Consider the following 25,069-nt stretch of genomic DNA (forward strand, 5'->3'; position numbering starts at 1 on the left):
CGATGAAGAATCTACAAAAAGAAAGTTTTATGATCCGCTGTCTAAAAGCGGCTGCGTCTCCATCAGGTGTATGCCGTTACGGGAATACATTCAGCTGGCTGCAGCTCTGTTTTCTCTTTATGTTTTTAACGGCCTGCTTGATGGCGCCGATTACGGTTTCGTTTATGAAAATGGATCGCTTCAGTGTTACATCTTTCATGCCGTCAGCGATTCAAAAGCTTAATCATCAATTTGCTGATCAATTACAAGGTTATCAAATCAGAAATGGAAAACTGACGGGGGGGAAGAGCTCTGATCGAATTGAAGAGGGAGAGAGTTTGCTGGCGATTGATATGAAGCATCAATATCAGACAAGCGGTGAAAATGGGCGATTGAAAGTAACCGGATATGATAACGCCATCGTCTTTCAATCCGATCAACTGGTGATCACCGATCAAAACGGAACGGGGTTTTCTGTTGGCTATGCGAAAATGGACGCTGAGTTTAAGAAACCGAACGTCCATGATATAGAGGCTTTGATCGATACATTGTGGCTGGCACAGTATAAGCCGATGATCATGATGCTGGCATATGCGGTGATTTTTGTGATTCAGCTATTTGTAACGGCTGTTCTTGCGGGGGGCCTCTGGATCACAAAAATATCAAACATGATCTCTATTGCGTCATTCAAGGAAGCGGCATCTGCGGCGGTTTGCGCATCCGCACTGCCGGCATTTGCCGCAGCTGTTATCGGTATGGTTCATTTTAACTTGATCACTGTATTGATGATCCATTCGTGCGGCGTTACTTTGATGATCTCTTTTGCGTTTAGATATTTGACGAAAACCCGCCGTGATCATGGAAACTTACATTCGGGAGGAAATTATGATAAATCAGCGGTTATTTGAGATTGATGAATGGAATGTCAAAACACATACATTTCGAAAGGAACATACACGGCTGCAGGAGAGCCTGACTTCTCTTGCCAACGGCTATATGGGAGTCAGAGGGAATTTTGAAGAAGGCTATTCAGGCGACAGTCACCAAGGCACATATATTGCAGGCGTGTGGTTCCCTGACAAAACGCGAGTAGGCTGGTGGAAAAACGGGTATCCGGAATATTTCGGAAAAGTGATCAATGCGATGAACTTTATAGGCATAGGTTTATATATTGATGGTGAAAAAGTCGATCTTTATCAAAACCCAATCGAATCATTTGAGTTAGAACTTAATATGAAAGAGGGGATTCTGCGGAGAAGCGCTGTTGTCCGTATTCAGGATAAAACCGTTAGAATCAGAGCGGAGCGATTTATTAGCCTTGCCGTAAAAGAGCTTTGCGCGATTCATTATGAAGCGGAGTGCCTGACAGAAGATGCTGTCATTACACTTGTTCCTTACTTGGACGGAAATGTCGCAAATGAAGATTCGAACTACCAAGAACAATTTTGGCAGGAAGAAGCGAAAGGGGCTGATTCCCACCGTGGCCATTTAGCGGCAAAAACGATCGAAAATCCATTTGAAACACCGCGCTTTACCGTTTCAGCCGCAATGGCAAACGTAACAGAGGGGTTTGTCAATGAAAGCTATAAAACAGCTGAAATGTATGTCGAGAACCGCTACAGTTATCAAACGAAGGCTTCTTTGAAAAAGTTTATTATTGTCACGACTTCCCGTGATTGTTGTGAGGCAGAGCTTTTAGCGAAAGCCAAGGAGCTTTTGGCGGGTGTACTTGAGAACGGATATGAAGAAGCAAAACGAAGGCACATTGAACAATGGAAGGAAAGGTGGGCAAAAGCGGACATAGAGATTAAAGGGGATGAGGAACTTCAGCAAGGAATCCGCTACAATATCTTTCAGTTATTCTCGACATATTACGGCGGCGATGCCCGTTTGAATATCGGGCCGAAAGGATTTACTGGCGAAAAATACGGAGGCGCCGCCTATTGGGATACGGAGGCGTACGCGGTTCCGATGTATTTGGCGACAGCCGAACCAGAGGTCACGAAAAACCTGCTTTTGTACCGCTATCATCATTTGGAGGCAGCGAAACGGAATGCCGCCAAACTGGGGATGAAAGGGGCACTTTACCCGATGGTGACCTTTACAGGCGATGAATGCCACAATGAATGGGAGATCACCTTTGAAGAAATTCACCGCAATGGCGCGATCTGCTATGCGATCTGCAATTACGTCCAATATACAGGTGACCATGACTATATAAAGGAATACGGGATAGACGTTCTTGTGGAAGTCAGCAGGTTTTGGGCAGACCGCGTTCACTTCTCGAAACGAAAAAACAAGTATATGATCCACGGCGTCACAGGGCCGAATGAATACGAAAACAATGTCAACAACAATTGGTATACAAATGTCATTGCGGCTTGGACGTTGGAATATACATTGGAAAATCTCGAAAGGGTTTCAGCGGAAAAACGCCGCCTGCTTGATGTGCAGGAAGAAGAACTGAACGTCTGGAGAAAAATCATCCAGCACATGTACTATCCGTATAGTGATGAACTGCAAATTTTCATTCAGCATGACACATTCTTGGACAAAGACCTGCGATCAGCGGATGAATTAGATCCAGCTGAGCGGCCTCTTTATCAGAATTGGTCCTGGGACAAGATTCTCCGCTCCAATTTTATTAAACAGGCAGATGTGCTTCAAGGTATTTATCTTTTTCATGACCGTTTTACAATGGAAGAAAAACGGCGAAACTTTGAATTTTATGAACCAATGACTGTTCATGAATCAAGCCTGTCGCCCTCTGTCCATGCCGTTCTCGCAGCCGAACTTAAGATGGAAAAGAAAGCGCTTGAATTATATAAGCGTACAGCAAGGCTCGATCTTGACAATTATAATCATGACACGGAGGAAGGTCTGCACATCACATCAATGACGGGAAGCTGGCTCGCGATCGTTCAGGGCTTTGCAGGCATGCGCATCGCGAATGAGACGCTGTCATTTGCCCCGTTTTTGCCGAAAGAATGGGACAGATATTCGTTCAAAATCAATTATCGAAACAGGTTAATCAATATTACGGTTGATGAACTGAGCGCCGTCTTTGAGCTTGTAAAAGGCGAGCCGCTGCACATGAAAGTGTATGAGGAACCAGTTGTCCTAAATGGACGATGTGAAAGGAGCACGCCTGATGAATGAATGGTGGAAAGAAGCTGTCGTTTATCAAATTTACCCTCGCAGTTTTTATGATGCCAATGGAGATGGATTTGGGGATTTGCAAGGAGTGATTCAAAAGCTGGATTACATCAAACATCTCGGGGCGGATGTGATCTGGCTCTCCCCGGTGTTTGATTCCCCGCAGGATGACAACGGCTATGATATCAGCGACTACAGAAACATGTACGAAAAATTTGGGACAAATGAAGATATGTTTCAGCTGATTGATGAAGTGCACCAACGCGGAATGAAAATCATCATGGATTTGGTTGTGAACCACACGTCGGATGAACATGCCTGGTTTGCTGAAAGCCGCAAGTCGAAGGACAATCCTTACCGGGATTATTATTTTTGGAAAGATCCGAAACCGGACGGCTCAGAGCCGAATAATTGGGGGTCGATCTTCTCAGGCCCGGCGTGGACAATTGATGAAGGGACAGGGCAGTATTATTTGCACTACTTTTCAAAAAAGCAGCCTGATTTAAATTGGGAAAATGAAGCGGTGCGCCGGGAAGTTTATGATGTGATGAGATTTTGGATGGATAAAGGCGTTGACGGCTGGCGGATGGATGTGATCGGCTCTATTTCCAAGTATACTGATTTTCCGAACTACGAAACAGATAACATCCGCAGCTATATCGTCGGCCGTTATCATTCGAATGGCCCCCGCCTTCATGAGTTTATTCAGGAGATGAACAAGGAAGTGCTTTCTCATTACGACTGCATGACGGTCGGAGAGGCAAACGGCTCTGATATTGAAGAGGCGATGAAGTACACGGATGCAAGCAGGCAAGAGCTGAATATGATTTTCACATTTGAACATATGGATATTGATACAGAACAAAACTCGCCAAACGGGAAATGGCAGATCAAGCCGTTTGATTTGATTGCTTTAAAAAAGACGATGACAAGGTGGCAGACCGGGTTAATGAATGTCGGCTGGAATACCCTGTATTTTGAAAACCATGATCAGCCGAGGGTTATATCCCGCTGGGGCAATGACGGCAAGCTGCGAAAGCAGTGTGCAAAAGCATTTGCAACGGTTCTCCATGGCATGAAAGGAACGCCGTTTATTTATCAGGGAGAAGAAATCGGCATGGTCAACAGTGATATGCCGCTGGAGATGTATGATGATCTTGAAATAAAAAATGCGTATCGTGAACTAGTCGTCGAAAACAAAACGATGCCGGAAAAAGAATTTTTACAAGCCGTGATGAAAAAAGGAAGGGATCATGCCAGAACACCGATGCAATGGGATGGCGAAAAACATGCGGGATTCACAGCCGGAGACCCTTGGATAGCAGTAAATTCCCGCTATCAAGAGATAAATGTGAAGGAGTCCTTGGAAGACCAAGATTCGATTTTCTATTACTATCAGAAACTCATTCAATTACGAAAGCAATACAAGACCATCATATATGGAGATTATCAGCTGCTGAATGAGAATGATCCGCAAGTCTTTTCTTATCTCCGTGAATACCAAGGAGAAAAGCTTCTCGTCGTTGTGAATTTGTCGGAAGATAAGGCTCTGTTCGAAGCGCCTCCTGAACTGGCCCCTGAGCATTGGAAAGTGCTGATTTCCAACTATCCGGAGGAGCGGGCTGACTTAAAACGCATTTGCCTCGAACCTTATGAAGCTGTGATGGGCATTCGCATATGAAAGCGGCCATTTTTGATTTAGACGGTGTGATAACAGATACCGCTGAATATCATTATCTCGCTTGGAAGCATATCGCGGAACAAATCGATATTCCCTTTAACAGAAGTGTGAATGAAAGCCTAAAAGGAATCAGCAGAGCAGAGTCACTTGAAAGCATGCTTATCATTGGCGGTGCGCAAACAAAGTATACAAATGCGGAGAAACAAGCACTTATGGATCAAAAAAACCAATACTATCAAATGTTGATCAGCAAATTGACGCCGGAAGATCTTTTGCCGGGAATCGGCAGGTTTCTTTGTGAATTAAAAGGTGAAAATATAAAAATCGGGTTAGCGTCTTCAAGCCGTAATGCTCCTGCGATTTTAAAACGTTTGGAGATTATGGATGATTTTCATGCTATTGTTGACCCGACAGCTCTCGCGAAGGGAAAACCTGATCCCGAAATCTTTCTGACAGCCGCAGCGCTGCTCGGCGTTTCCCCTGCTGATTGTGCGGCAATAGAAGACGCTGAAGCAGGGATTTCCGCAATTAAATCTGCCGGGATGTTTGCGGTGGGAGTCGGTCATGAACAGTCAATGCTTGATGCTGATCTGATTGTGAGACAAACCAGTGATTTGACGCTTGAACTGTTGAACGAAGAGTGGGTGCAGTATGGAATAAGAAAGATTAGAGAGTGAATTCATAAATGAAAAAACCTGCAAGAGACATAGCTCTTGCAGGTTTCAGTATTACTTTTGCTCTTCTGTGTTGCGAGTCAGAATTTTATCAATTAGGCCGTATTCAAGCGCTTCTTCAGCAGACTTGAAGTTATCGCGGTCTGTGTCGCGTTCGATTACTTCAAGCGGCTGGCCAGTACGTTCAGCAAGAACTTTGTTTAATTTGTCACGAAGCAAGAGAATGCGTTTCGCGGCAATTTCAATTTCTGTCGCCTGACCTTGCGCACCGCCAAGCGGCTGGTGAATCATGACTTCACTGTTTGGAAGCGCATAGCGTTTGCCTTTTTCTCCGGCGGCAAGCAGGAACGCGCCCATTGATGCAGCCATACCGATACAAATGGTGGATACTTTCGGCTTAATAAACTGCATGGTATCATAGATCGCCATACCGGCTGTAATAGAGCCGCCCGGGCTGTTGATGTAAATAGAAATATCTTTTTCAGGGTCTTCCGCTTCTAAGAATAAAAGCTGTGACACGATGGAGTTCGCAACGTTGTCATCAATCGCAGATCCAAGCATGATGATACGATCCTTTAATAGACGAGAATAAATGTCATACGCTCTTTCCCCGCGGTTCGTTTGTTCAATGACTGTAGGTATTAAATTCATAATGCTCCTCCTTCACCTTTTAGGTAAGTATGTAGTTACATGATACATTTTTGGTCAATAAAGGTCAAACAAAAAGCTGGCTTGACACGCAAAGTCTTCTCTTTTTCCCATTTTCCCCAAATTTATATGGGTTCAAACCATCGTATGTCAGATTGCCAAATAAGATGCTGTGTTAGATGTGAAAAACGGCCTCTTGAAATAGAGGGTTGTTATTTGAATGGAATTATCGTATAATGAGTTGTGCTGACGTTCTTAGCACGCAGTGAATATGCGCTCGTAGCTCAGTTGGATAGAGCGGTGGTTTCCGGTACCACGTCTGTCGGGGGTTCGAATCCCTCCGAGCGCGTCCAATAGAACAACAGGAAAGACAAGGGTTTGGCACTTTGCCGCTCTTGTCTTTTTTGTGAGAGATAATGAAAAACTAAGGATTCAGCTCCCTTTACATATTAGAGAAGCTTTCTGATACATCAAAAATAACATTAAATGTTATAGAGTGCCTGCAACCCTAAAGTCTTAGAGTACTTATATAATTTTCGAAATCATTTTTTCCTTACCAATGAGGGGGAAGAGATCAATACAATAAGATTAAGTTTAATGTGCTAAAATAAAACCCGACAACCTGATAGTTATCCCCTCCAAGTGAAACAGCCGGCTTTTCGGAAGTGCCTGTTTCACTTGGAGGGGTTTTTTTAGGGAGAGAAAGGACAACGTTTCAGCACGATATGAAAAAATTTAAAAGGAAAGCCGCCATATGAGAAAGGAAACAAAATCTATAACACTTATTTCATGAGGGCTTCGGAGTGTAACTCAGCTAAAAATTGGGTGAGTACATATTGGGACGGCAAGCCTTTTGGATCAAAGGGGAAAAGATACAAAGTCAGACAATCCTTTTACTGGACGCTGGGAAGACAACGTTGAAAGCGTTGAGGAAGAATGAGAGTATTTAAAGAAACATAGTCGAGTCCTGAAAATCGTCATCTAAATCTGCATGGGCACGTTTTGTAGCTATTCACGAAATGAAGAACCTTCTCCAATGACATGGCTGGTGGGTATAGGCCAAAGTATCAAGATGGGGTGGGGTACTATAAATGGCGCAAGACGCAAAGAATTCGAATGGCAAGGCAACTAAGAAGGAAGGCTTTTTCATCAACCATAAGCGCGTGTTTATAGATTGATGAAAAGATGAATATTAACTCGAATATTCGAAAATAGAAGGATTATTTTGGAAGAAAGGCATCGGTTATTTTCCAAACCGGACTTAACCTAGAATTTCAAACCAATTATCCTAACCAGCTATGTAACCGATATTATCCTATATTGCTTGCGGACAGCGTTTCTATTATCTTTCTGTCGTACAAGATCTTTACAACAATATATGGAAACTTCCTAACCGAAATAATAATCTTGAACTGGTCATGAAGACAGTGGGAAGTTTACAGCTTCCAGGATGTCCAAGGGCTATTCTTCACTCAGCTCAAGGCTTTCAATACCTAACAAAATCAAAAGCGCCTCAAAACTGTTGGCTCTAAGGCAGTCACGCTTGAAAGAGGAACTGCCTGGATATTGCCTGTATCGAATTGTTTTTCTCAATGTCAAAAACAGAGAACGCATATTTTTCTTCGTGGCAAACCGAGAAAGAGCTCCACAATAGCATAGAAGATTACATACATTTCTAACCACGAACGAAACCAGAAAAAATTAAACCAGTGTGCTCCGGTTGAATACCGTAACACACTGACTGTTTAGGCTTTTTATAGCTATCGACTTGACAGGGGTAAGACCTATCTACCGGGTATCTTTTTTACGATTATTTTTATTTTTTGGTGCTATGTAGGTCGGACCACAAACAAATCCTATAACCATAATAACGACTCCTACCCACCGGACGGCATAAAAATCAGTATCACGCAGGAAGACGAATGAAAATAAAGTAATGATTGTCCCGATAATCACTACAACTGCCCAGATATTACTTGATTTCCTCATTAAATGACTCCTTTATAACTTAATACTTCACCTTAGTATCGCGATTCGATGTAAAATATATCATACCGCAGATTAAATGGAAAATCCTAAAGGTAATGATTTGTTAGTACTATTTTAACGACTACCATCCCTATGGAATTGATGTCTGAATAAAAAAAGTTCTTAATACCCAGTTTAAATTCAAAACTATTTTCAGAGAATAAAATATATTCAAATAAACTTTACTTTAGTTTAGTATTAAACAATAAAAATATAATTATTATAAAAAAATAGGATCATCATTTCCTATAAAATGGTATTTTGATATCAATTACAAAGATTTGACATATCGAATTTTTTTCCCTAATATTGGGTTCGATTACAAATAAAAGGAGGAGTTTTGTGAAGCTTAAAAGATTTGTCATAGCTGTTACTATTGGAACTGGAATTCTGGGATCTGTAATGTATTCATCGGCTTCAGCAGCAACATTAGAAACAAAAAAAGTTGAACTGGAAAATGTCTCTCAGGAGGGCAAAGATGCTAATGCAGCAGGAGGTATTGGGAACTTAGCTCAAAAAGCCTGGGTTTATGGGACTGAAGCAGCAAAGCATTATGGAGGAAAAGCTTTGAATATGTTTTTAGATAATGGAGGGTTAGGTATAGCTAAACCTTCAAACGAAGAGGTACAAGATATGGATGTTATCTTTGACAAAAAATAATCTATAAGAAAGGGGGATTATTATAGTCTCCCTTTTTTTAATAGAGGGGATTTTGATGAGAAAAAATAAAACTTTAATTATCGGTTTGTTGTTTATTTTATTATTTACTTTCATTGCACATTTCTTTTTAATTTTATCTACTGTATTACCCCCTAATCCGTTAGCTCTTGCGGTCAAACCTGTTTCTGATCGTTACACAAATACTTTATTCCAACAGAATTGGCACCTATTTGCGCCAGACCCTATTACAACTAATACAAATATATATATGGAGGTTGATACTGGAAAAGAGAGGGGAAAGAACGAGTGGATTGACATTTCAACCCCCTTAAAAGACCAAAATCACACTAAAATCGTAACCCCTTACAATCGAATTGTTAGAATTATAGATGGGCTTTCTTCTGATATTTTTGGGAATAATCAAGATGATGTCATTTTTCAATACGTTAAAAAAGCAAATGAAAATGATAAACAGGTAAAAGCTATAACAAAGGAAATAGAGAAGAGTCAAAAAATTGGCGAGGAAAATGTATATCGTTATGCAAGTTCGTATGCTAAATCTATATACAATCCTAAAACAATAAAAAGAATAAGAGTAAGAATAGATACAGTGAAACCGATTCCGTTTTCTCTACGAGATAACAATGATGATAAAGAAGAAAAATTTGAACAAAGCACTACATTTGAATGGAAAACGTTCAATAATAAAGTGGTTCCATTTTTTTAATGAGAGTGGAGGAACAATATTATGAATAACAGTATCACTAACAGAGTTATCGACTATTTTTCAAAAGAACGTTTTTATATTGGGGTAAGCTTGCTTCGCATCGTATTTGGTTTACTCATTTTATATTTTTATTTAATCCATTACAATCAAAGGCATTTCTTGTTTTCCGATTATGGTATTAATACATTTCATAATGTTATGAAACCAACTACATATTCATTGTATAATGTAACTTCATCCTTAAATTACTTTGATGCGGTATATCACGTTGGCATTATGTCAGCCATTCTATTTACTCTTGGTTTTAAAGGCCGGCTTATGGGAATCTTGAATTATGTTTTGTTCTATTCATTATATGTTCGTTTCTCATATATTGGAGACGGTGGCGACAATTTAATGATAATTACACTTTTTTATCTCTTGTTTGCAAATACTACAAAATATTTTTCTATAGATGCAGTGTTGCGAAAAAAAGAGACTTATGTATCTGACTGTAAGAAAACTATCGCTAATATTATTCAGTACTTTGTTGTTTTGTTTTGTGTTATGCAAGTTTGTATTGTATATGTTACGTCTGCTATTTATCAGATTATGGGTGAAACTTGGAATAATGGAACAGCCTTATACTATATATCACAAGTTAAAACGGTTGCGATGCCTTTTCTTGAGTCGTTAGTCACTCAACACATCTATTTAAGTGTTGTGATTTGTTATTCTAGTGTGTTATTAAAAATTGCTTTTCCTTTTCTAATTATAAACAAAAAAACAAGATGGCTTGCTGTCTTAATGGTTTGTTTACTGCATTTGGGTATTGCATTTGGAATGGGATTATATTCCTTTTCTATTGTCATGATCGCGATTGAGTTGGTGATTTTTACCGATAAGGAGTACAATCGCATATTCTCTACTTATCAGCAATTAAAAAATAATCTTAATTGGCTGGTAAGGAAAAAATTAATGCGAAAATTTCAAGCCCACTGGAAAATGACTGTATACTATGATGCATGGTGCCCGTTATGTACCAAAACGAAAAAACGTATCGAGAGGGCGGACTGGCTCAATTTAATTGTTTTCGAGTCATTTCGTGATGGGACATCGTCTATTATTGATGAGGTGGATATAGAGGAATTAGAAAAGCGGATGCATGGAAAGACGTTGGAAAAAAGCATCGTCTCTGGTGCAGATACTTTTATCGAAATAAGCAAGCGGGTTATTCCGCTATGGGTATTGTATATGATATTGCTCTTAGCTAAGTTGTTTCATGTTAGCGATAGGATATATGATTTGATTGCCTCAAAAAGAAAAATAATTCCTCATGGGCAATGTAATCATGGGGCATGCGGCCTTAATCAGCAACAAAGAAAGGGGTAATAGTTTGTTCCTCATTGTTTTAATATTGATAGTAGCTGTTTTTATATTCGGTTTTTTTGGTTTAGCGGCATTTTTGAAAAGAAGGGATCGAAATAGAACGGTTGAGGATTTGACACGTTTTATGTTTTCTCATCCTGAACGCTTTTCGCTCACTATTATACAGAATGATCAAATCCTTTTAAATCATAATGGAAGTAAGATGTTTCCCTTAGCCAGCACAGTGAAAATCCTTTTTTTGCTAGCATTTGTGCATGAGGCCAGAAAAAATCAGATAAGTTTCAATGATACTGCCAGTATCATTGAAATAGATAAATTTTATATTCCGAATACTGACGGAGGAGCACACGATAATTGGAAGAGCAAAGAGAATATTGGTCAAACTGTGACGATGAAAGAAGTACTCATTGGTATGATGAGATACAGTTCAAATGCATGTACCGATTATATTTACTTAAGGGTCGGAAAAGACAATATCCAAAAAATAATTGATAAATATTTGCCTGATAATCACACACCTGTTTTTTCTATAAACTCATCAATGTTAGTCGCTCCTTATCTGAAAAAATATGAAAATAAAAAAACGAAAGAAATCTCTGGTTATATGAAAGAGATGAAGCAAAAATATTTCATGGATATTTCAGTGGAAACTTTCGATGCCCTTGTGCATGGTAAAGCTGCTCCGTTAATATCCTCACTTTCTTCTGCTAATCATATTGACATACAAAGGGAGTTCACGAGGAAACTTCCATCTTCATCCAGCGAAAACTACGCCAGATTAATGTACCGTCTGGGGACTGGGGACCTTTTAAGTGAAGTGGAAAAAGGAATATTAGATGAGATAACAGGGCCGCCGAACCCTCAAGCTGAAAACCGTATTTGGTATAAAGGAGGCTCTACCTTGTTTGTTATGACGTCGGCTATTTTTAAAGAAACTGCGTCAGATTCCATCTCATTGGCCTTTTTTATTGAGGACATGACTCGTTTAGATATGTTATGGATTGATCATGTTTACCAGTCATTTCTTCAAAAGATAACTAACGACCCCTTATTTCGAAAACAATTAATAGCTGATTTAAAGGGGAAATTATAATATTTATGAAGCTTTTTAATGGTTTCCGGTACCACGTCTGTCGGGGGTTCGAATCCCTCCGAGCGCGTCCAATAGAACAACAGGAAAGACAAGGGTTTGGCACTTTGCCGCTCTTGTCTTTTTTGTTTTATGTTAAAAATCTTTTCTCATCGGAACATAAATTTTCCTCCTGCCGGGCACTTTATGAAATGTGCGATATTGAATTTACAAGGAGGATGAAATTGGGTATTTTAAGCGGAAATCCGCAAGAGGAACCGATGCATTACGGTGAGGTTTTCAGCTTGTGGAGTTATGTAATGGCAGGCAATAAAATGGTCGGCAATTACCAGATGTTATTGCATCATGTCGGTGATGACGATTTGAAAAAGCTGCTTCATGAGGCCATTGAGAAGTGCCAGGATGAAATGAAACAAGTCAGCAACATCCTGAAGGAAAACGGTGTGGCGCTCCCGCCGGCTTCTCCTGAACCGCCGGCAGCGGATCTTAAAGATATTCCGACGGGGGCGCGGTTTCTCGATCCGGATGTGGCGGTCTCTGCGGCAGCGCAAAATGCTGCAGGCCTTATGGCATGCAGCAAAATTATGGGTGAGTCAATACGTGAGGATATTGCCATGATGTTTGGGCAATTCCATTTATCGAAAGCGGCAATGGGAGCAAAATACTTAAGGCTGCTAAAAAACAAAGGCTGGCTCATCCCGCCGCCGCTTCATCTTCACAACCATCAAGACGAAGCCTAATGGCAAGGGCATATACAGCTGTATGTGCCCTTATCTTATGATGAAGCCGTAAGACGCAGGCCGATGACGCCAGCGAGGATAAGGCAAAGAGAAATCACTTGTGAAAGCTGAAACCGCTCCTTAAACCAGACAAAGCCAACCGCCGAAACGCCAATGCTGCCAATGCCGGTCCAGACGGCATAAGCGACTCCGGCAGGCAGGATCAGCATCGCTTGTGAAAGGCAGTAAAAGGATAAGCCAAATCCAACAGTCATCACAATAATCGGCCATTTTTTTCTTGTTCCGTCTACATATTTCATGGCAACGGCAGCTATAATTTCTTCTATGCCGGCAATCACTAATAAAAACCATGCCATTACGAGTCACCTCCCGACTGCGTTTTGCTTTCTTTCGTGAATAGCTTCATTCCTAAAATGCCGGCCAGCAATAAAGCTAAAAAGAACATTTGGGCTGCTGAGAAGGATTCGCCCAAAACAATTCCGGTGATATATGTTCCGACGGTTCCGATTCCGACAAATACAGTGTACGCCGCGGCCATCGGGATTTTTTGGTAAGATCGGATTAACAGGATAAAGCTGACCGCGATCAAAATAAAAATAATGATCCAATCCAAAAGCGAATCGGCATGTTTGAGGGAAGAGGCCCAAACAACTTCTAAAAGCCCTGCAATGAAAACAAGCACCCAATTCAAATGAAACACCTCTCTATTTTTATGAATGAACGTCAGTCATTTTTGAGGCGTTAAAAAATGAGCGGTTTTACCCAGTCATTTTTTACGCTGCAGCTAAGCTTCGTTTTAAGAAAGTAAAGATTTCTTTTTTATACACTTCAACATTTTCATCTTGTTCAAACCCGATATAGAATCGTTCTGCTGTGTTCTCGACCAAGTTAATAATCGTTCTGGCCGTCCATTTTGCTTTGATTTCTTCAGTTACCTCGCGGCTTTCAATCGCCTTATGAATGATTTTTTCGAGCCAGGAATAATAAGGCTGATAAATCGTCTCCCATTTTTCCATGGAGTGGTCGATCGCAAGCCCGGAGTAACAGAGGACGATAATATCCTTATGGCGTTCTGTAATGAGAAATGTCTCATCAATTAATATATCTAAAACGGTCCAAAAACCTTCGTCTCCATGCAGTCTTCCTTTGATTTGATCCAGCGTATGGGTAAGCAGATTTTCTGCGATTGCCGGAATCAGGGCGTTTTTAGATGAGAAGTACAAATAGAACGTTCCTTGTGCAGTGCCGGCCTTTTTGACAATATCAGAAATAGAGGCTTTGTCGAGACCTTTTTCAGATATAACGTCAATGGCAGCGTGCAGAATTTTTTCATATTTGCCCGAAGTTTGTTTTGGCATAAGGAATACCTCCTGTAATGACTGACTATCATTCATTTTATCTCGGGTATGTGCGTTTGTAAAGAATAAAGAAGCAAGAAAACCTCTTGCTTCTTTATTTATCATAATCAATAGCGGCTTTCGGGAGCCCGGTATACTTTGCCCAGTAGTAAATCGCAAGTGAGCCGATGGCGACCAAAATAAGGTCGACGGGATTGCTGATGATGCCTAAACCATGTCCGAAAGAACCGATGTAGGAAAAGACCAGCATCATGATATAAAACCCGATAAGCCACCAAGCTGATTTCAGCTGCTGGGCCAGACTGACATCTTCTTGAGGCGCATATTTGCTGAAACAGAGATAGACCAAAAACATGATGAGCTGTGAACCGAGCAGCCAGGAAACGGTCGTCCATCCTGACCAGTAAACGATAAACGCCGTGAAAATAAAGGAAAGCGGCCCGATAATACCCATCCCTTTTAAATAAAACGGCCTGTTTAAATCCTTCGCATTGACCCTCAGCGCTGCTGAACAAATGGGTGCAATCGCATAAGAAAGGATGAGCGCTACAGAACAGACATTGACGAGTGCGTTCCACGAAGGGAAGGGGAGCGTCCAGAAAATGGACAAGGCAAATGAAAGCCAGAGTGAAGCACGGGGGGTTCCCGTTTCTTTATTGACCTTTGAAAATATGCCAAATAATGTGCCGTTCCGCGCCCAGGCGTAGACGAGGCGAGATGTCGTATTCATAAAAATATTCCCGTTTCCTCCCGGAGACAGAATGGCGTCTAAAATGACAAGCGTTGCAAGCCAGCCTAAACCGAGCATGACCGCAATATCTTTAAACGGCAATGAGAACTCCCGTCCGATTGCGGGCCAGCCATTTTTAAGCGTTTCTGTCGGAATTGCACCAATAAAGGTGACTTGCAAAACAGTGTAAATGATGGTGGAAACAATGATGCAAACGATTAAAGCGATCGGGATGTTGCGTTTTGGATTTCGCACTTCGCCTGCAACAGCCACAATCGGGTGCAGGCCAAGATATGCAAACATTACGCCGCCTGTCGATATCGCAGCCTGAATACCTGTAAAACCGAACGGCGCAAATCCTTCAACAGATAAATTCTGCGGGTTAAAATGAAAGATCAGCACGATAATGATGGTAATCGGCACAATATATTTAAAAATCGATATGATGAAATTTGCCTTAGCGAATGTTTTGACGCTCCAATAATTCAGCAGGAAAAACAAGCAGAGCAAGGCAAACTGTAAGAGCCAGCCGGCAATGGTCGGTGAATCAGAGCCTTCTTTGGTCAGGCCGGGAAACCAATAGGCCACGTATTGCCGGACTGCCGTGACTTCAATCGAAATCAGGCTTGTGTAAGCGACGATTGTGACAAATGAAATTAAATAGCCGACAAGGTGCCCATGTGAATAAACGGGGTATCGAATGATGCCTCCGGTACGGGGCAGGGCAGCTCCAAGCTCCGCGTACACGAGCCCAATTAACAGAATGATGGCTCCGCCGATGATCCAGGAAAAAGCGCCGGAGGGTCCCGCTTTAGATGCGACATTACTGACAGCGAACAGCCACGCTGATCCAAAGATGGCTCCCATCCCAATCAGAATCAGATCAAACAGCGACATTGATTTTTGAAAATTTCCTTGTTTAGACATCCGCTTCCTCCTTAGCAACCAGCCTTATATTCCTTACAATGCCCAATATGCAACAGAGAATACCGCTCTAATAAAAAACAGATGCAGCCTGCGCTGCATCTGTTTTTTATTCATGAATCGTATCGAAGTGTTTCACCGTTATATTTTTAAATGAGGCTGTGCCGCCTTCAGAATAAAGGGTAATGCCTTTATCTTCGGGTTTTGGAAACACTTGATTTGAAAAAACGGTTTTCCCGTCGCCGACAAATACTTCTATCGTTGTTTTATCGGCGAGAATTTTCAAATGGGCCTTCTGTTTGCTTACATCGAAGGGAGCCTTGCTTTCAACATAGGTGTTGCTTTTGTCAGGCTGATTTGTAGCCGCTCTGTTGACATATGCATAGCCGTCTTCGGCGAAAATGCCGACATCAATATGGCGTTTTTGGTCTTTCGATTCTCTCAGTCTGACGCCTGCGTTCTTTAGCTCTGACCAAGAAAGATCCATATCAAGCTGGTACGTATCACCAGTGATCGACAGTGTTTTTGATCCGCTCACATCTTGATCCTCTACTTTGTCAGTTGAAACGGTCAGCTGCTCCAAAGCTTCGGTCGGCTGTGAGACGAGGCTGTATGTGCCGTCCTGCTCCTGCAGCCGGAGTTCGCGTATGACAGAATCTGTGCCGTTAAAGCCGTTCTTCATTGTCGGTGTGTTGTTGGCGTAATCCCAATTGTTCATCCAGGCAAGTGCATACCGCTTTTCTAATGGATCTGTGCTTTTGCCGTCTTCGAACGTCACGCCGCCGTACCAGTCAAAGCCGTAGTCAAGCCATTGGGCTTCGGTTTGATCCGCTGTAAATTCTTTTCCGTCAAAGCTTCCGGTCCAGTAGGCGTACGTATTTGGTTTGCCCCACGGTTTGCCGTTCGCGCTCGCGCCGAGAACCCATTTAGTCGTTCCATCGCTTGCCCGCATCATGTAGAGGTCAGGACATTCCACAATTCCCGCCTGCTCCGTTAAGAATCCGCTTGTGTAATGCCAGTCCTTTAGATTATCGGATTCATAAAAGCCGATTTTTGTTCCTTCAGCCATGGCTATGACCCATTTGTTATTCTGGTCATCCCATATGACTTTCGGGTCTCTGAAATCGTCTGTGCCGGGATTAGGCATAACGGGATTATCACTATAGGACTTAAATGATTTTCCTTTGTCTGTGCTGTACCACAAATGTTGCTCCTGTTTTTTATCTTTGGCTGAAGGCTGGGTCACGATTGCGACGAGCGCGTTTCTCCCGAATCCGGCTGTGTTTTCTTTATCGAGCACGACAGAACCGGTCCAAATGTCCCCGTCTGGGTTTGTGTATTTCGGGATCGCCACGCCTTCATCGGTCCAGTGCACCAAGTCCTCTGATACGGCATGGCGCCATTCTGTGCCGTTCCCGTTTGGGTAATCCCGGTTATAAAGGTAGAAATAATGATACTTGCCCTCAAAATAGACCGGTTTTTGGGGATCATTTTTCCATTTATCCGGCGTCGTAAAATGATAGGCCGCCCGGTAGTCCGGCTTCTGTGTTGATTTTGTTTTGTTGACAGGTTCTTCGTTTGGCAATAGGTTGATAAACAGCAATATTCCTAAAAAGCTCAGGATTACTGTTAGCCATTTGCCTGTTTTTTTATAGTTCATCTGGGATTCACCTTTATGATGTTGATAAGAAATAAAAGAAAATGCCAATAAGATATCGGCATTTTCTTTTGCGTCTTTATTTGTTAACTGTTAATTGCCCTTGTTCAAGGATGCTGTCTTTTACAACAGATGTTTTCTTGCCTTTGATGTTTAATAGGAAGCTTGGCGCAAACGTTGCTTTTTTGTCTGCAAAGAAGCCTCTGTTTGTCATGTAGCTTGTAATGACGACATTGTTTCCTTTAGCTTGAGGCACAGCGAAGTGTGAATAAGTAAAGGTCACATCGTTAGGATCAAGATCCATTTTTAACACAAGGCCTGTTTTGTTCAGCGGCTTGTATGGGCCGGTTAAGGAATTAGAAACATAACCGAGCATGTAAATGTCATTAGATGTAATGCCGTCAATTGTCATTTTTGATCCGCGGGAGTCAGTGAATAGGTACCATTTTCCATTCATTTTAAAGACATTCGCGCGTTCAATTTCATCTGTAACTGTGTTAGATGCAAGCAGTGGTTTCATCACTTTTTTCAGTGTGTAGTCATCGTTTAGCTCGATCATGCCGAGTGCGCCGTTCGCTAATTCAGCCGTGCGTTTTTTATCGCTTTGCAGAAGCTTTTTGCTTTCTTGACGGAAGAATGATGTGCTTTTGCCGTAGTATGCTTTATTAAATAAAGATTCTTCGCCTTGGTAGCCGTTTTCAGTACCAGTGTTCGCTTCAAATACTAAGTATTTGCGGCCTTTATCTTCTACGTAGTGAGGATCTCTCAGCGTGTGGTTATCGCCGGAGCTGTAGTTGCCTTCATCGATGAACTGCTGTACATTTTGATACGTTTTGCCGTCACCATCAAAGATTGATTTATAATCCTCTACACCGTCGATGTTCAGAGAGCTGTCTGACGTTGATACGTTAACCTGTGCCGTTGTCAGGGTTTGTTTGCCGTAATGTTTACCGGAGAAATCAGTGTAGAACAAACGAATGTGACCGTCAGATGTGAATGTCGCTGAACCTGACCATTCTTGTGTTTGGTCTTTCAGGATAGAATCATTTGCATCGAATTTGTCGCTGTCTTTAAAGACGCGGCCCGCGTTTTTCCAGCTGTCGATAGACGTTTCGCCGACTTTTTGATAGAACATGTAAATGGATGTGTCATCCGCATTTTTAGGGTCTCCGGCTAATGCAAAGACGATGTGGTAGCCGTGATAGTTTGCGACTGTGCCGTCAGCGTTTTGCAATGGCCAGCTGTCCCAAACGTCCAGGCCTTTTGCAGAAGAGATATTTTTAATTGTGGATGGATCGAATTCAGGCACTTGATATTTTTCATTTTTTTGCTGTTCAGGGATTTTCAGCATATCATGGCGTGTAATATGGGTAATGCCGTACGTTTCCTTATGCGGTTTATGGTTCGTTTCTTTCGCAAACGCTTGAGTCGCGCCTCCTGCCAGCAGTGCAGTTGTAAAGGTTAATGCTGTCGCTTGTTTTGCAAACTTTTTGATGTTCATCGTTCATGTCTCCTTTTTTATGTACTGTGTTAGCGGTTTGCTTCTCCCGGCCCTCCTGTTTGAAGATGGCAAGTCAGTTACGCACAATAAAAAAAGACCTAAAATATGTAAGGGGTGACGCCAAAGAATATACTTTGCCCTTTACACATTTTAGGTCTTGCCTGCTTTATCAGTAACAAACCTGCGTGATTTACTTTTCGACATCATTCTATTAAACTCTCGTTTAGATTACAACGGGTCTATTTTCCTCTTTTGTTTGATAGAAAATGAAAAAAGACCTTCGCGGATATGAGTCGAATAGACTAATGGGTGTTACGGAAAGTCAGGGGGATTCTCTATAACAATGTGGTGAAAGCTCTTTTCTTTTCTGGGAGATCGGCTGTTTTAGAGACTGGTCGCACGGGTCAGATGTCAAAGGGTCTTTTCGCAACCGTTGAATTCGGGGGCTTCGACTTCAGGGTTTGCGGAAGCGATTGTGAAACGGATTCAGGATACAGGCCATTATCACTCTTTCTCTCATATTTTTCAAATTTTTGAAACATAGAAGGGTAAATATCGTAGGTATTAAGGGAGGTGTAAAAATGAAGCAAGAAAAAAGGAAACATCTTGGCACATTATTCTCTGTGTTGGCGGAAAAACAACAGTTCAACGGGACGGTTCTGGCTGCGGAGGATGGCGATATTTTATATCATCACTCTTTCGGTTATGCGGAACTGGCGGAAAAAAGCCCTTTGCAAACCAGCTCTTTGTTTGAGTTAGCGTCTCTGTCAAAGCCTTTTACAGCTTTAGGGATCATATTGCTCGAGGAGAAAGGAATTCTTGGATATGAAGACAAAGTCGAGCGCTGGCTGCCGGGTTTTCCATATCAGGGCGTCACGATTCGACATTTATTGAACCATACGTCAGGGCTGCCTGATTATTTTGAATGGTTTCTTGCCAATTGGGACAAACACAAGATTGCGGTGAATCAGGATATTGTGGATATGCTGATGAATGAGGGGCTGCCTGGTTATTTTGAGCCGAACGAAGGCTGGCAGTACAGCAATACGGGGTATGTGCTGTTGGCGGTTATCATGGAAAAAGCCTCCGGCATGAGCTATTCGGATTTTATGAAAACACATATTTTTTCACCGGTCGGCATGAATGAAACGAAAGTGCATAATAGGAGGCTTCGGCCTGAGCACATGGATCATTATGCATATGGATACGTGTATGATGTACATTCCGAAACGTACGTCCTTCCTGATGATCTGGAAGAAACGAACTATGTTGTGTACCTCGATGGCATACAGGGAGACGGTACGGTGAACTCTGTCACAAGCGATTTGTTTCGATTTGATCAGGCTCTATATCAGGACGATTTAATTAGTAACACTTCTAAGGAGGCCGCATTTTCTCCGGTGCGGCTGAACAATGGTGAAACGTTCGATTACGGCTTTGGCTGGGTGCTGCAACACAGTCCTGAAAAAGGGAAGATTGTCAGCCACAGCGGTGGGTGGCCAGGTTATTTGACGATGATGATCCGGTATATAGATCTGCGTAAAACGCTGATCTATTTGAGTAACAAGGAAGAGGATGCGGAATATGAACAAGCGATTCTGAAGGCGGCGGAACATATTTTATTTGGCCAGCCGTATGAGATCCCGGAACGTCCTGCTGATAAAAAGAAAAAAGAAGTTGATCCGGCGATATACAGCCGCTATGTTGGCAGCTACTCGTTTCAGGATGGGACGGCTGCACGGGTGACAGCCGAGAATGAAAAGCTTTATTTGCAGATCATAGGACAGATGAGGCTTGAATTATTTCCTTCCTCGGAAACCCGTTTCTTTTTGCGGTCATTGTCTGTTGAAATCGAATTTTTGTTAGGCGATGATGTTGCGAAAAGCTTTATCCTCTATGAAGATGGCACAGAAGAAGTAGTAGTCCGTACGAATTAGAAAGAGAAAGGAATGAACGTGATGATCGGAATATTAGCCGGAATGGGGCCGAAATCAACCTCGCCGTTTATTGATAAGGTGATTGATTACTGTCAGAAGCTGTATGGGGCTTCAAATGATATCGACTTTCCACACATGATGATTTATTCGTGCCCGACCCCATTCTATGCAGATCGTCCCATCGATCATGACGGGATGAAAAGAGCGATTATCGATGGCGCGGTAAAGCTTGAAAAGACAGGCGTTGATTTTATCGCTCTTCCTTGTAATACGGCACATGTGTATTATGAAGAGATTCAGCAGGCGTTGGCGGTTCCTTTGTTACATATCATAAAGGAAACGGTAAAGGAAATTCCGCATACTGCAAAAAAAGCGGCTGTTTTAGGAACAGATTCAACCATCCAATCGGGCATCTACCAAAAAGGGCTGAAGGCAAACGGGCAAGAAGTTGTTCACAAGGATCATTGGCAGCAGGCTGTGAATCAGCTCATCGCCGCTATCAAACAGCCGAACAATATGATGCATACACATGCATTGTGGCAGAAGCTATATACCGAAATCAGCCAGCATGCAGACATCATCATTTCAGCCTGCACGGATTTAAATGCGGTGTTAGATCATGTTCAAAGCGAGATTCCGATTATAGATTCCTCTGAGTGTCTGGCGAAAAGCACTGTCAGCATATATCTTGCCAATCAAAGCTAGCTTCAAACAAGGACTGTCTTCAACCAGTCCTTTTTTTATGTTCCTATTGTTTGACAGTTGTAAGAAACAGTGTTAAATTTAACATGTAAATAGTTACATGATTTTCTGGATGTGAGGTGGTGCTCATGAAGAAGCCGATTTTAACATTATTCGCCTCTTTAGAAATCAAGGTAGAGCCGCCTATCACCATTGGTGAGACAGGCCTGGGAATGAGACGATGGATTCCGATTCGTTCGGGAACAATAACAGGGAAAGTAAAAGGGCGTATTTTGCCGGGCGGTGCCGATTCACAAATCATTCGCGCTGACGGCAGAACAGATTTATCTGCCAGGTATGCCATCGAAACAGCCGATCATGAACTGATTTACATTGAAAACAATGGAATACGGCAAGTCAGCGAGCCGTTTCGAAAACAAGCCGCAGCCGGGGACATCATTGATCCGGCACATGTTTATTTCCGTACGGTGCCGACATTTGAAACAGGTAGTGAAGCTTATCAATGGCTGCATGACCGCTTGTTTATCGGTTCCGCAGAAAGAACCCCTGATTGCGTTCGACTAGACATTTATGAAGTACAGTAAAGACTAAGGAGAGTGTGAAAGATGGAAGACTTTATCGGAAGCCACATGATTTATACTTATGAAAACGGATGGGAATACGAGATCTATATAAAAAACGATCATACCATCGATTATAGAATTCATAGCGGAATGGTTGCCGGACGCTGGGTTCGGGATCAGGAAGTCAATATTGTTAAACTGACAGAAGGCGTATATAAAGTGTCTTGGACAGAACCGACAGGCACAGATGTTTCATTAAATTTTATGCCGAATGAAAAACGCATGCACGGCATTATTTTCTTCCCGAAATGGGTGCATGAACACCCTGAAATTACGGTCTGCTATCAAAATGACCACATTGATCTTATGAAAGAATCCCGCGAAAAATATGAAACGTATCCGAAATACGTTGTACCTGAATTTGCGGAGATTACATTTCTGAAAAATGAGGGAGCCGACAATGAAGAAGTGATTTCGAAAGCTCCTTATGAAGGAATGACAGACGATATTCGCGCCGGAAAATTGTAAAAAACAAAAACCCGGGAAAGAGAGAAATTACTTCTCTTTTCCGGGTTTTCTTTTTGCTGCGTATGCCGGAACCATTACAATTCCCGTAAAAAACAGTATGATTCCAGTCCAGCGGAAGGGATCGTAATAGGCTGTGCCCCGCAATAATACGACTGCCGACGAAATGATGATGCAAGCTGCCACAACGATGACAGCACCAATGTACCCTGTTTTCCCCATGTTTATTCTCCTTTTGGAAGGAATAGTTTTTGCCTTTTATCAGATTCAGGATCGTTTTCAATCGTAATCTCTGAATCTAAAATCAGCGTCTTTCTTGTTTCTTCATGATACGCCGGCCATTTTACATCCTCAGTGCTTGGGTTTCCTGTTTTGGCGAACGTGATCCATGCTGATTGTATGGTGTGAGAAAGTTGTTTCACCTCATCCGTAATCTCCGCTTTTGCCATTTGTTCTAAGCCGCCCAGATTTCCGAAAACAAAAGGAAGCTCTAATGCGTGAAACGCTTTATTGTACGGCGGCTTATTCGAGTGCCAGTCGAATCGGTACATCCAGACAGGCGCGAAATGGGACTGGGCGGCGGCATAGGCGACGGCCGGGCGCCAAAATAATAAATCAGTCATCATATGGATTTGGCTTTCAAGCGAACGCGGATACAGATCGGCGGCTTTCTCCGCCAGCGGCTGTCCTAATAAGTACTCGAGCGCGGCATCAAACGTTTCCTGAGAATGAACATCTGAATCCGGGGTGAAAAATAAATATCCTTCATCGCGATTTGTTCCGATTAACAGTGGAATGCCGGCCGCAGCACCTTCTGCGATCGCTTTTTCTGGTTCAGCAGGCAGCGTTTTCGGATCAAGGGCGGGCTGGAAGAACAGCTGAAAGATACTTTCATTTTCTGCTTTCCGAAGCTGATCGGCCGCTTTAAGCAAATCTTCCGCCGATAGCGTATGCAATCTGTCCAATTGACTCTCATCAATCTCAAGGACCTGTAAAAAGGCTGCCGCGGTGCTTGCCGCTTTCTCTTTCGTCATCGTTCGGGAAGCGCCGCTTTCCATAATCGCTTTCTGGAACAGGCCTTTTGCCGCAGGCATAGCGAGCAGCGCGGCAATGCTCATGCCGCCTGCGGATTCTCCAAATACCGTTACGTTCTCCGGATCACCGCCAAACGCTGAGATATTGTCTCGCACCCATTTCAGCGCGGTGGCTTGGTCCAAAAGCCCGAGGTTATCGGAATACGCCTCATCAAACGAAGACAAATGTAAAAATCCAAACGGCCCCAGCCGGTAATTCAATGTAACGACAATGACGTCTCCCTGCGCCGCAAGGCTTGATCCATCGTATAATGGCTCACTGCCCGCTCCGAGATAAAAAGCGCCGCCGTGAATCCACACCATGACAGGCAGGTTTTGATTCTCAGTGTCAGGCGCGAATACATTGAGATACAGACAATCCTCAGACTGGCGGGGAGGCTCAGCATACGAAAGTGACATTAAATCCGGCGGCTGCGGGCAAATCGGGCCGTACGCTGTTGTGTCCAATTCGTCCTTCCACGCATCCGGGGGCTCCGGTGCTTTAAAACGCAACTGTCCGACAGGCTGCTTGGCATAGGGGATGCCTCTCCATATATGTACGCCGTTTTCTGTTGTGCCTTTTACTTTCCCGTATGAAGTTGTTACTGTTGTATGTGACATCGCTCTCTCTCCCTTTTTACCCCATTATAAACAGATTTACCCTGATCATGCGAACGTCAGCCCTTAGCCGATATTCATCTTCCCATCGTTTTGAAAAAGGATTTGACTTCCTGCACGGTCAAGCCGATTTCTCTTGCTTCCTCCATCAGCGTTTTCCATTCCTCTATATTGGATTCCGTCAGTTTACGATTTCGGTAGGAAGCGGTTTCAGGCTGTTCTTTCTTTAGTATGTTCGTAAAAGTGAACAGTTCTTCCTTTTCCATTCCGGCTTGTACGGCTTGCACAAGATGCACGCGCCATTCTTCTTCACCGCCGCTGATTTTCTCGTACATCATCGTTTCCGCGTCGAACAATTCTGTTAATTCCACCTCCAGCGTGACGGAAATTTTCTTTAAAAATTGAACGGACGGATTCGTATGAACGCCTCTTTCAATCTTGCTTAAATAGGATTTAGATACACCTGACTCAACGGCCAGCTGATTTATAGAATAGCCTTTTCTTTTGCGGTACAAACGGATAATTCTTCCAATCATAATTAAAATTCTCCTCTATTCCTGTCGTTATTTCGTTCATTATAAGGAATTGTTCGTTCTTTATAAAATTTAAAATAATAAGGGAAGTGCAGTAAATAAGAGGAAAATCATGAATTTGTTCTCTAAAGAGAACTTATTGGCTTATTTTGCAATTTTTAAATAATATCTTTTTCTTTTATAATCCAATCATTAAC

Annotated in this window: 23 protein-coding genes and 1 tRNA gene; 14 read left to right on the forward strand and 10 right to left on the reverse strand. The window is 42.4% G+C overall.

Features of this window, described 5'->3' with window-relative positions:
* The first annotated feature begins 2 nt into the window (after positions 1-2).
* The 4 genes from JMN17_RS10140 to pgmB are packed head-to-tail and all read left to right on the forward strand — an operon-like array spanning position 3 to position 5,493.
* On the forward strand, positions 3-887 hold the full coding sequence (locus JMN17_RS10140; protein ID WP_087993792.1) for a DUF1189 domain-containing protein: 885 nt from the start codon (positions 3-5) through the stop codon (positions 885-887).
* Complete coding sequence (locus tag JMN17_RS10145; RefSeq protein ID WP_202327987.1) at positions 865-3,138, forward strand: glycoside hydrolase family 65 protein; 2,274 nt, start codon at positions 865-867, stop codon at positions 3,136-3,138. Before JMN17_RS10140 ends, JMN17_RS10145 begins: the two co-directional genes overlap by 23 nt.
* Positions 3,131-4,816 (forward strand): glycoside hydrolase family 13 protein, encoded by a 1,686-nt coding sequence (locus JMN17_RS10150; RefSeq protein WP_202327988.1) that lies wholly within the window; start codon positions 3,131-3,133, stop codon positions 4,814-4,816. The genes JMN17_RS10145 and JMN17_RS10150 overlap by 8 nt, the downstream gene beginning before the upstream one ends.
* A complete protein-coding gene (pgmB, locus tag JMN17_RS10155; protein WP_148962702.1) occupies positions 4,813-5,493 on the forward strand; it encodes a beta-phosphoglucomutase in 681 nt (226 codons plus the stop codon). Before JMN17_RS10150 ends, pgmB begins: the two co-directional genes overlap by 4 nt.
* 51 nt (positions 5,494-5,544) lie before the next feature.
* Here the strand turns inward: pgmB and clpP are convergent, their stop codons facing one another.
* A complete protein-coding gene (clpP, locus tag JMN17_RS10160; protein ID WP_003219849.1) occupies positions 5,545-6,141 on the reverse strand; it encodes an ATP-dependent Clp endopeptidase proteolytic subunit ClpP in 597 nt (198 codons plus the stop codon).
* A 270-nt stretch (positions 6,142-6,411) separates the two neighbouring features.
* Between clpP and JMN17_RS10165 the strand changes: the two genes are divergently transcribed.
* The 6 genes from JMN17_RS10165 (at position 6,412) to JMN17_RS10190 (ending at position 12,751) form a co-directional block, all read left to right on the forward strand.
* Positions 6,412-6,487: transfer RNA gene (locus JMN17_RS10165), tRNA-Arg, on the forward strand.
* A 2,021-nt stretch (positions 6,488-8,508) separates the two neighbouring features.
* Positions 8,509-8,826: a hypothetical protein gene (locus JMN17_RS10170; protein WP_253268583.1), complete on the forward strand. Its 318-nt coding sequence runs from the start codon at positions 8,509-8,511 to the stop codon at positions 8,824-8,826.
* Between the two features lie 55 nt (positions 8,827-8,881).
* The gene (locus JMN17_RS10175; RefSeq protein WP_087993993.1) at positions 8,882-9,553 is read left to right on the forward strand and encodes a DUF5819 family protein; all 672 of its coding nucleotides are present in this window, start codon (positions 8,882-8,884) and stop codon (positions 9,551-9,553) included.
* A 21-nt stretch (positions 9,554-9,574) separates the two neighbouring features.
* A complete protein-coding gene (locus tag JMN17_RS10180) occupies positions 9,575-10,924 on the forward strand; it encodes a DCC1-like thiol-disulfide oxidoreductase family protein (RefSeq protein ID WP_202327989.1) in 1,350 nt (449 codons plus the stop codon).
* Positions 10,884-12,014, forward strand: a complete 1,131-nt coding sequence (locus tag JMN17_RS10185) for a serine hydrolase (RefSeq protein WP_202327990.1) — start codon at positions 10,884-10,886, stop codon at positions 12,012-12,014. The genes JMN17_RS10180 and JMN17_RS10185 overlap by 41 nt, the downstream gene beginning before the upstream one ends.
* 221 nt (positions 12,015-12,235) lie before the next feature.
* On the forward strand, positions 12,236-12,751 hold the full coding sequence (locus JMN17_RS10190) for a DUF3231 family protein (protein WP_202327991.1): 516 nt from the start codon (positions 12,236-12,238) through the stop codon (positions 12,749-12,751).
* A gap of 35 nt (positions 12,752-12,786) precedes the next feature.
* On the opposite strand, the gene JMN17_RS10195 is transcribed toward JMN17_RS10190, so the two are convergent.
* From JMN17_RS10195 to sacB, 6 genes are all read right to left on the reverse strand, one after another.
* Positions 12,787-13,107 (reverse strand): DMT family transporter, encoded by a 321-nt coding sequence (locus JMN17_RS10195; RefSeq protein WP_202327992.1) that lies wholly within the window; start codon positions 13,105-13,107, stop codon positions 12,787-12,789.
* Complete coding sequence (locus tag JMN17_RS10200) at positions 13,107-13,442, reverse strand: DMT family transporter (protein ID WP_202327993.1); 336 nt, start codon at positions 13,440-13,442, stop codon at positions 13,107-13,109. Before JMN17_RS10200 ends, JMN17_RS10195 begins: the two co-directional genes overlap by 1 nt.
* Positions 13,443-13,524: 82 nt before the next feature.
* The gene (locus JMN17_RS10205) at positions 13,525-14,109 is read right to left on the reverse strand and encodes a TetR family transcriptional regulator (protein WP_202327994.1); all 585 of its coding nucleotides are present in this window, start codon (positions 14,107-14,109) and stop codon (positions 13,525-13,527) included.
* Positions 14,110-14,203: 94 nt separating this feature from the next.
* Positions 14,204-15,766 (reverse strand): aspartate/proton symporter AspP, encoded by a 1,563-nt coding sequence (gene aspP, locus JMN17_RS10210; protein WP_087993525.1) that lies wholly within the window; start codon positions 15,764-15,766, stop codon positions 14,204-14,206.
* A 106-nt stretch (positions 15,767-15,872) separates the two neighbouring features.
* Positions 15,873-17,423 carry a glycoside hydrolase family 32 protein gene (locus JMN17_RS10215; RefSeq protein WP_087993524.1) on the reverse strand — a complete coding sequence of 517 codons (1,551 nt, stop codon included), beginning with the start codon at positions 17,421-17,423 and terminating at the stop codon, positions 15,873-15,875.
* A gap of 76 nt (positions 17,424-17,499) precedes the next feature.
* Entirely contained in the window at positions 17,500-18,921 is a 1,422-nt protein-coding gene (gene sacB, locus JMN17_RS10220; protein WP_202327995.1) for a levansucrase, read from the reverse strand.
* Positions 18,922-19,502: 581 nt separating this feature from the next.
* Between sacB and JMN17_RS10225 the strand changes: the two genes are divergently transcribed.
* From JMN17_RS10225 to padC, 4 genes are all read left to right on the forward strand, one after another.
* Positions 19,503-20,858, forward strand: a complete 1,356-nt coding sequence (locus JMN17_RS10225) for a serine hydrolase (RefSeq protein ID WP_202327996.1) — start codon at positions 19,503-19,505, stop codon at positions 20,856-20,858.
* Positions 20,859-20,879: 21 nt separating this feature from the next.
* The gene (locus tag JMN17_RS10230) at positions 20,880-21,563 is read left to right on the forward strand and encodes an aspartate/glutamate racemase family protein (protein WP_087993537.1); all 684 of its coding nucleotides are present in this window, start codon (positions 20,880-20,882) and stop codon (positions 21,561-21,563) included.
* A gap of 125 nt (positions 21,564-21,688) precedes the next feature.
* On the forward strand, positions 21,689-22,144 hold the full coding sequence (locus JMN17_RS10235; protein WP_087993522.1) for a DUF3237 domain-containing protein: 456 nt from the start codon (positions 21,689-21,691) through the stop codon (positions 22,142-22,144).
* 21 nt (positions 22,145-22,165) lie between these two features.
* On the forward strand, positions 22,166-22,651 hold the full coding sequence (gene padC, locus JMN17_RS10240) for a phenolic acid decarboxylase (protein ID WP_087993521.1): 486 nt from the start codon (positions 22,166-22,168) through the stop codon (positions 22,649-22,651).
* A 27-nt stretch (positions 22,652-22,678) separates the two neighbouring features.
* Here the strand turns inward: padC and JMN17_RS10245 are convergent, their stop codons facing one another.
* The 3 genes from JMN17_RS10245 to slrR form a co-directional block, all read right to left on the reverse strand.
* Positions 22,679-22,870 (reverse strand): hypothetical protein, encoded by a 192-nt coding sequence (locus JMN17_RS10245; RefSeq protein WP_087993520.1) that lies wholly within the window; start codon positions 22,868-22,870, stop codon positions 22,679-22,681.
* Between the two features lie 2 nt (positions 22,871-22,872).
* Positions 22,873-24,342, reverse strand: coding sequence for a carboxylesterase/lipase family protein (locus tag JMN17_RS10250; RefSeq protein ID WP_202327997.1), 1,470 nt, complete (start codon positions 24,340-24,342; stop codon positions 22,873-22,875).
* 74 nt (positions 24,343-24,416) lie between these two features.
* Positions 24,417-24,875, reverse strand: a complete 459-nt coding sequence (gene slrR, locus JMN17_RS10255) for an HTH-type transcriptional regulator SlrR (RefSeq protein ID WP_087993518.1) — start codon at positions 24,873-24,875, stop codon at positions 24,417-24,419.
* Positions 24,876-25,069: the final 194 nt, after the last annotated feature.

This window comes from Bacillus sp. RHFS10 (genome assembly GCF_016757475.1).
Classification (GTDB): Bacteria; Bacillota; Bacilli; order Bacillales; family Bacillaceae; genus Bacillus; species Bacillus subtilis_G.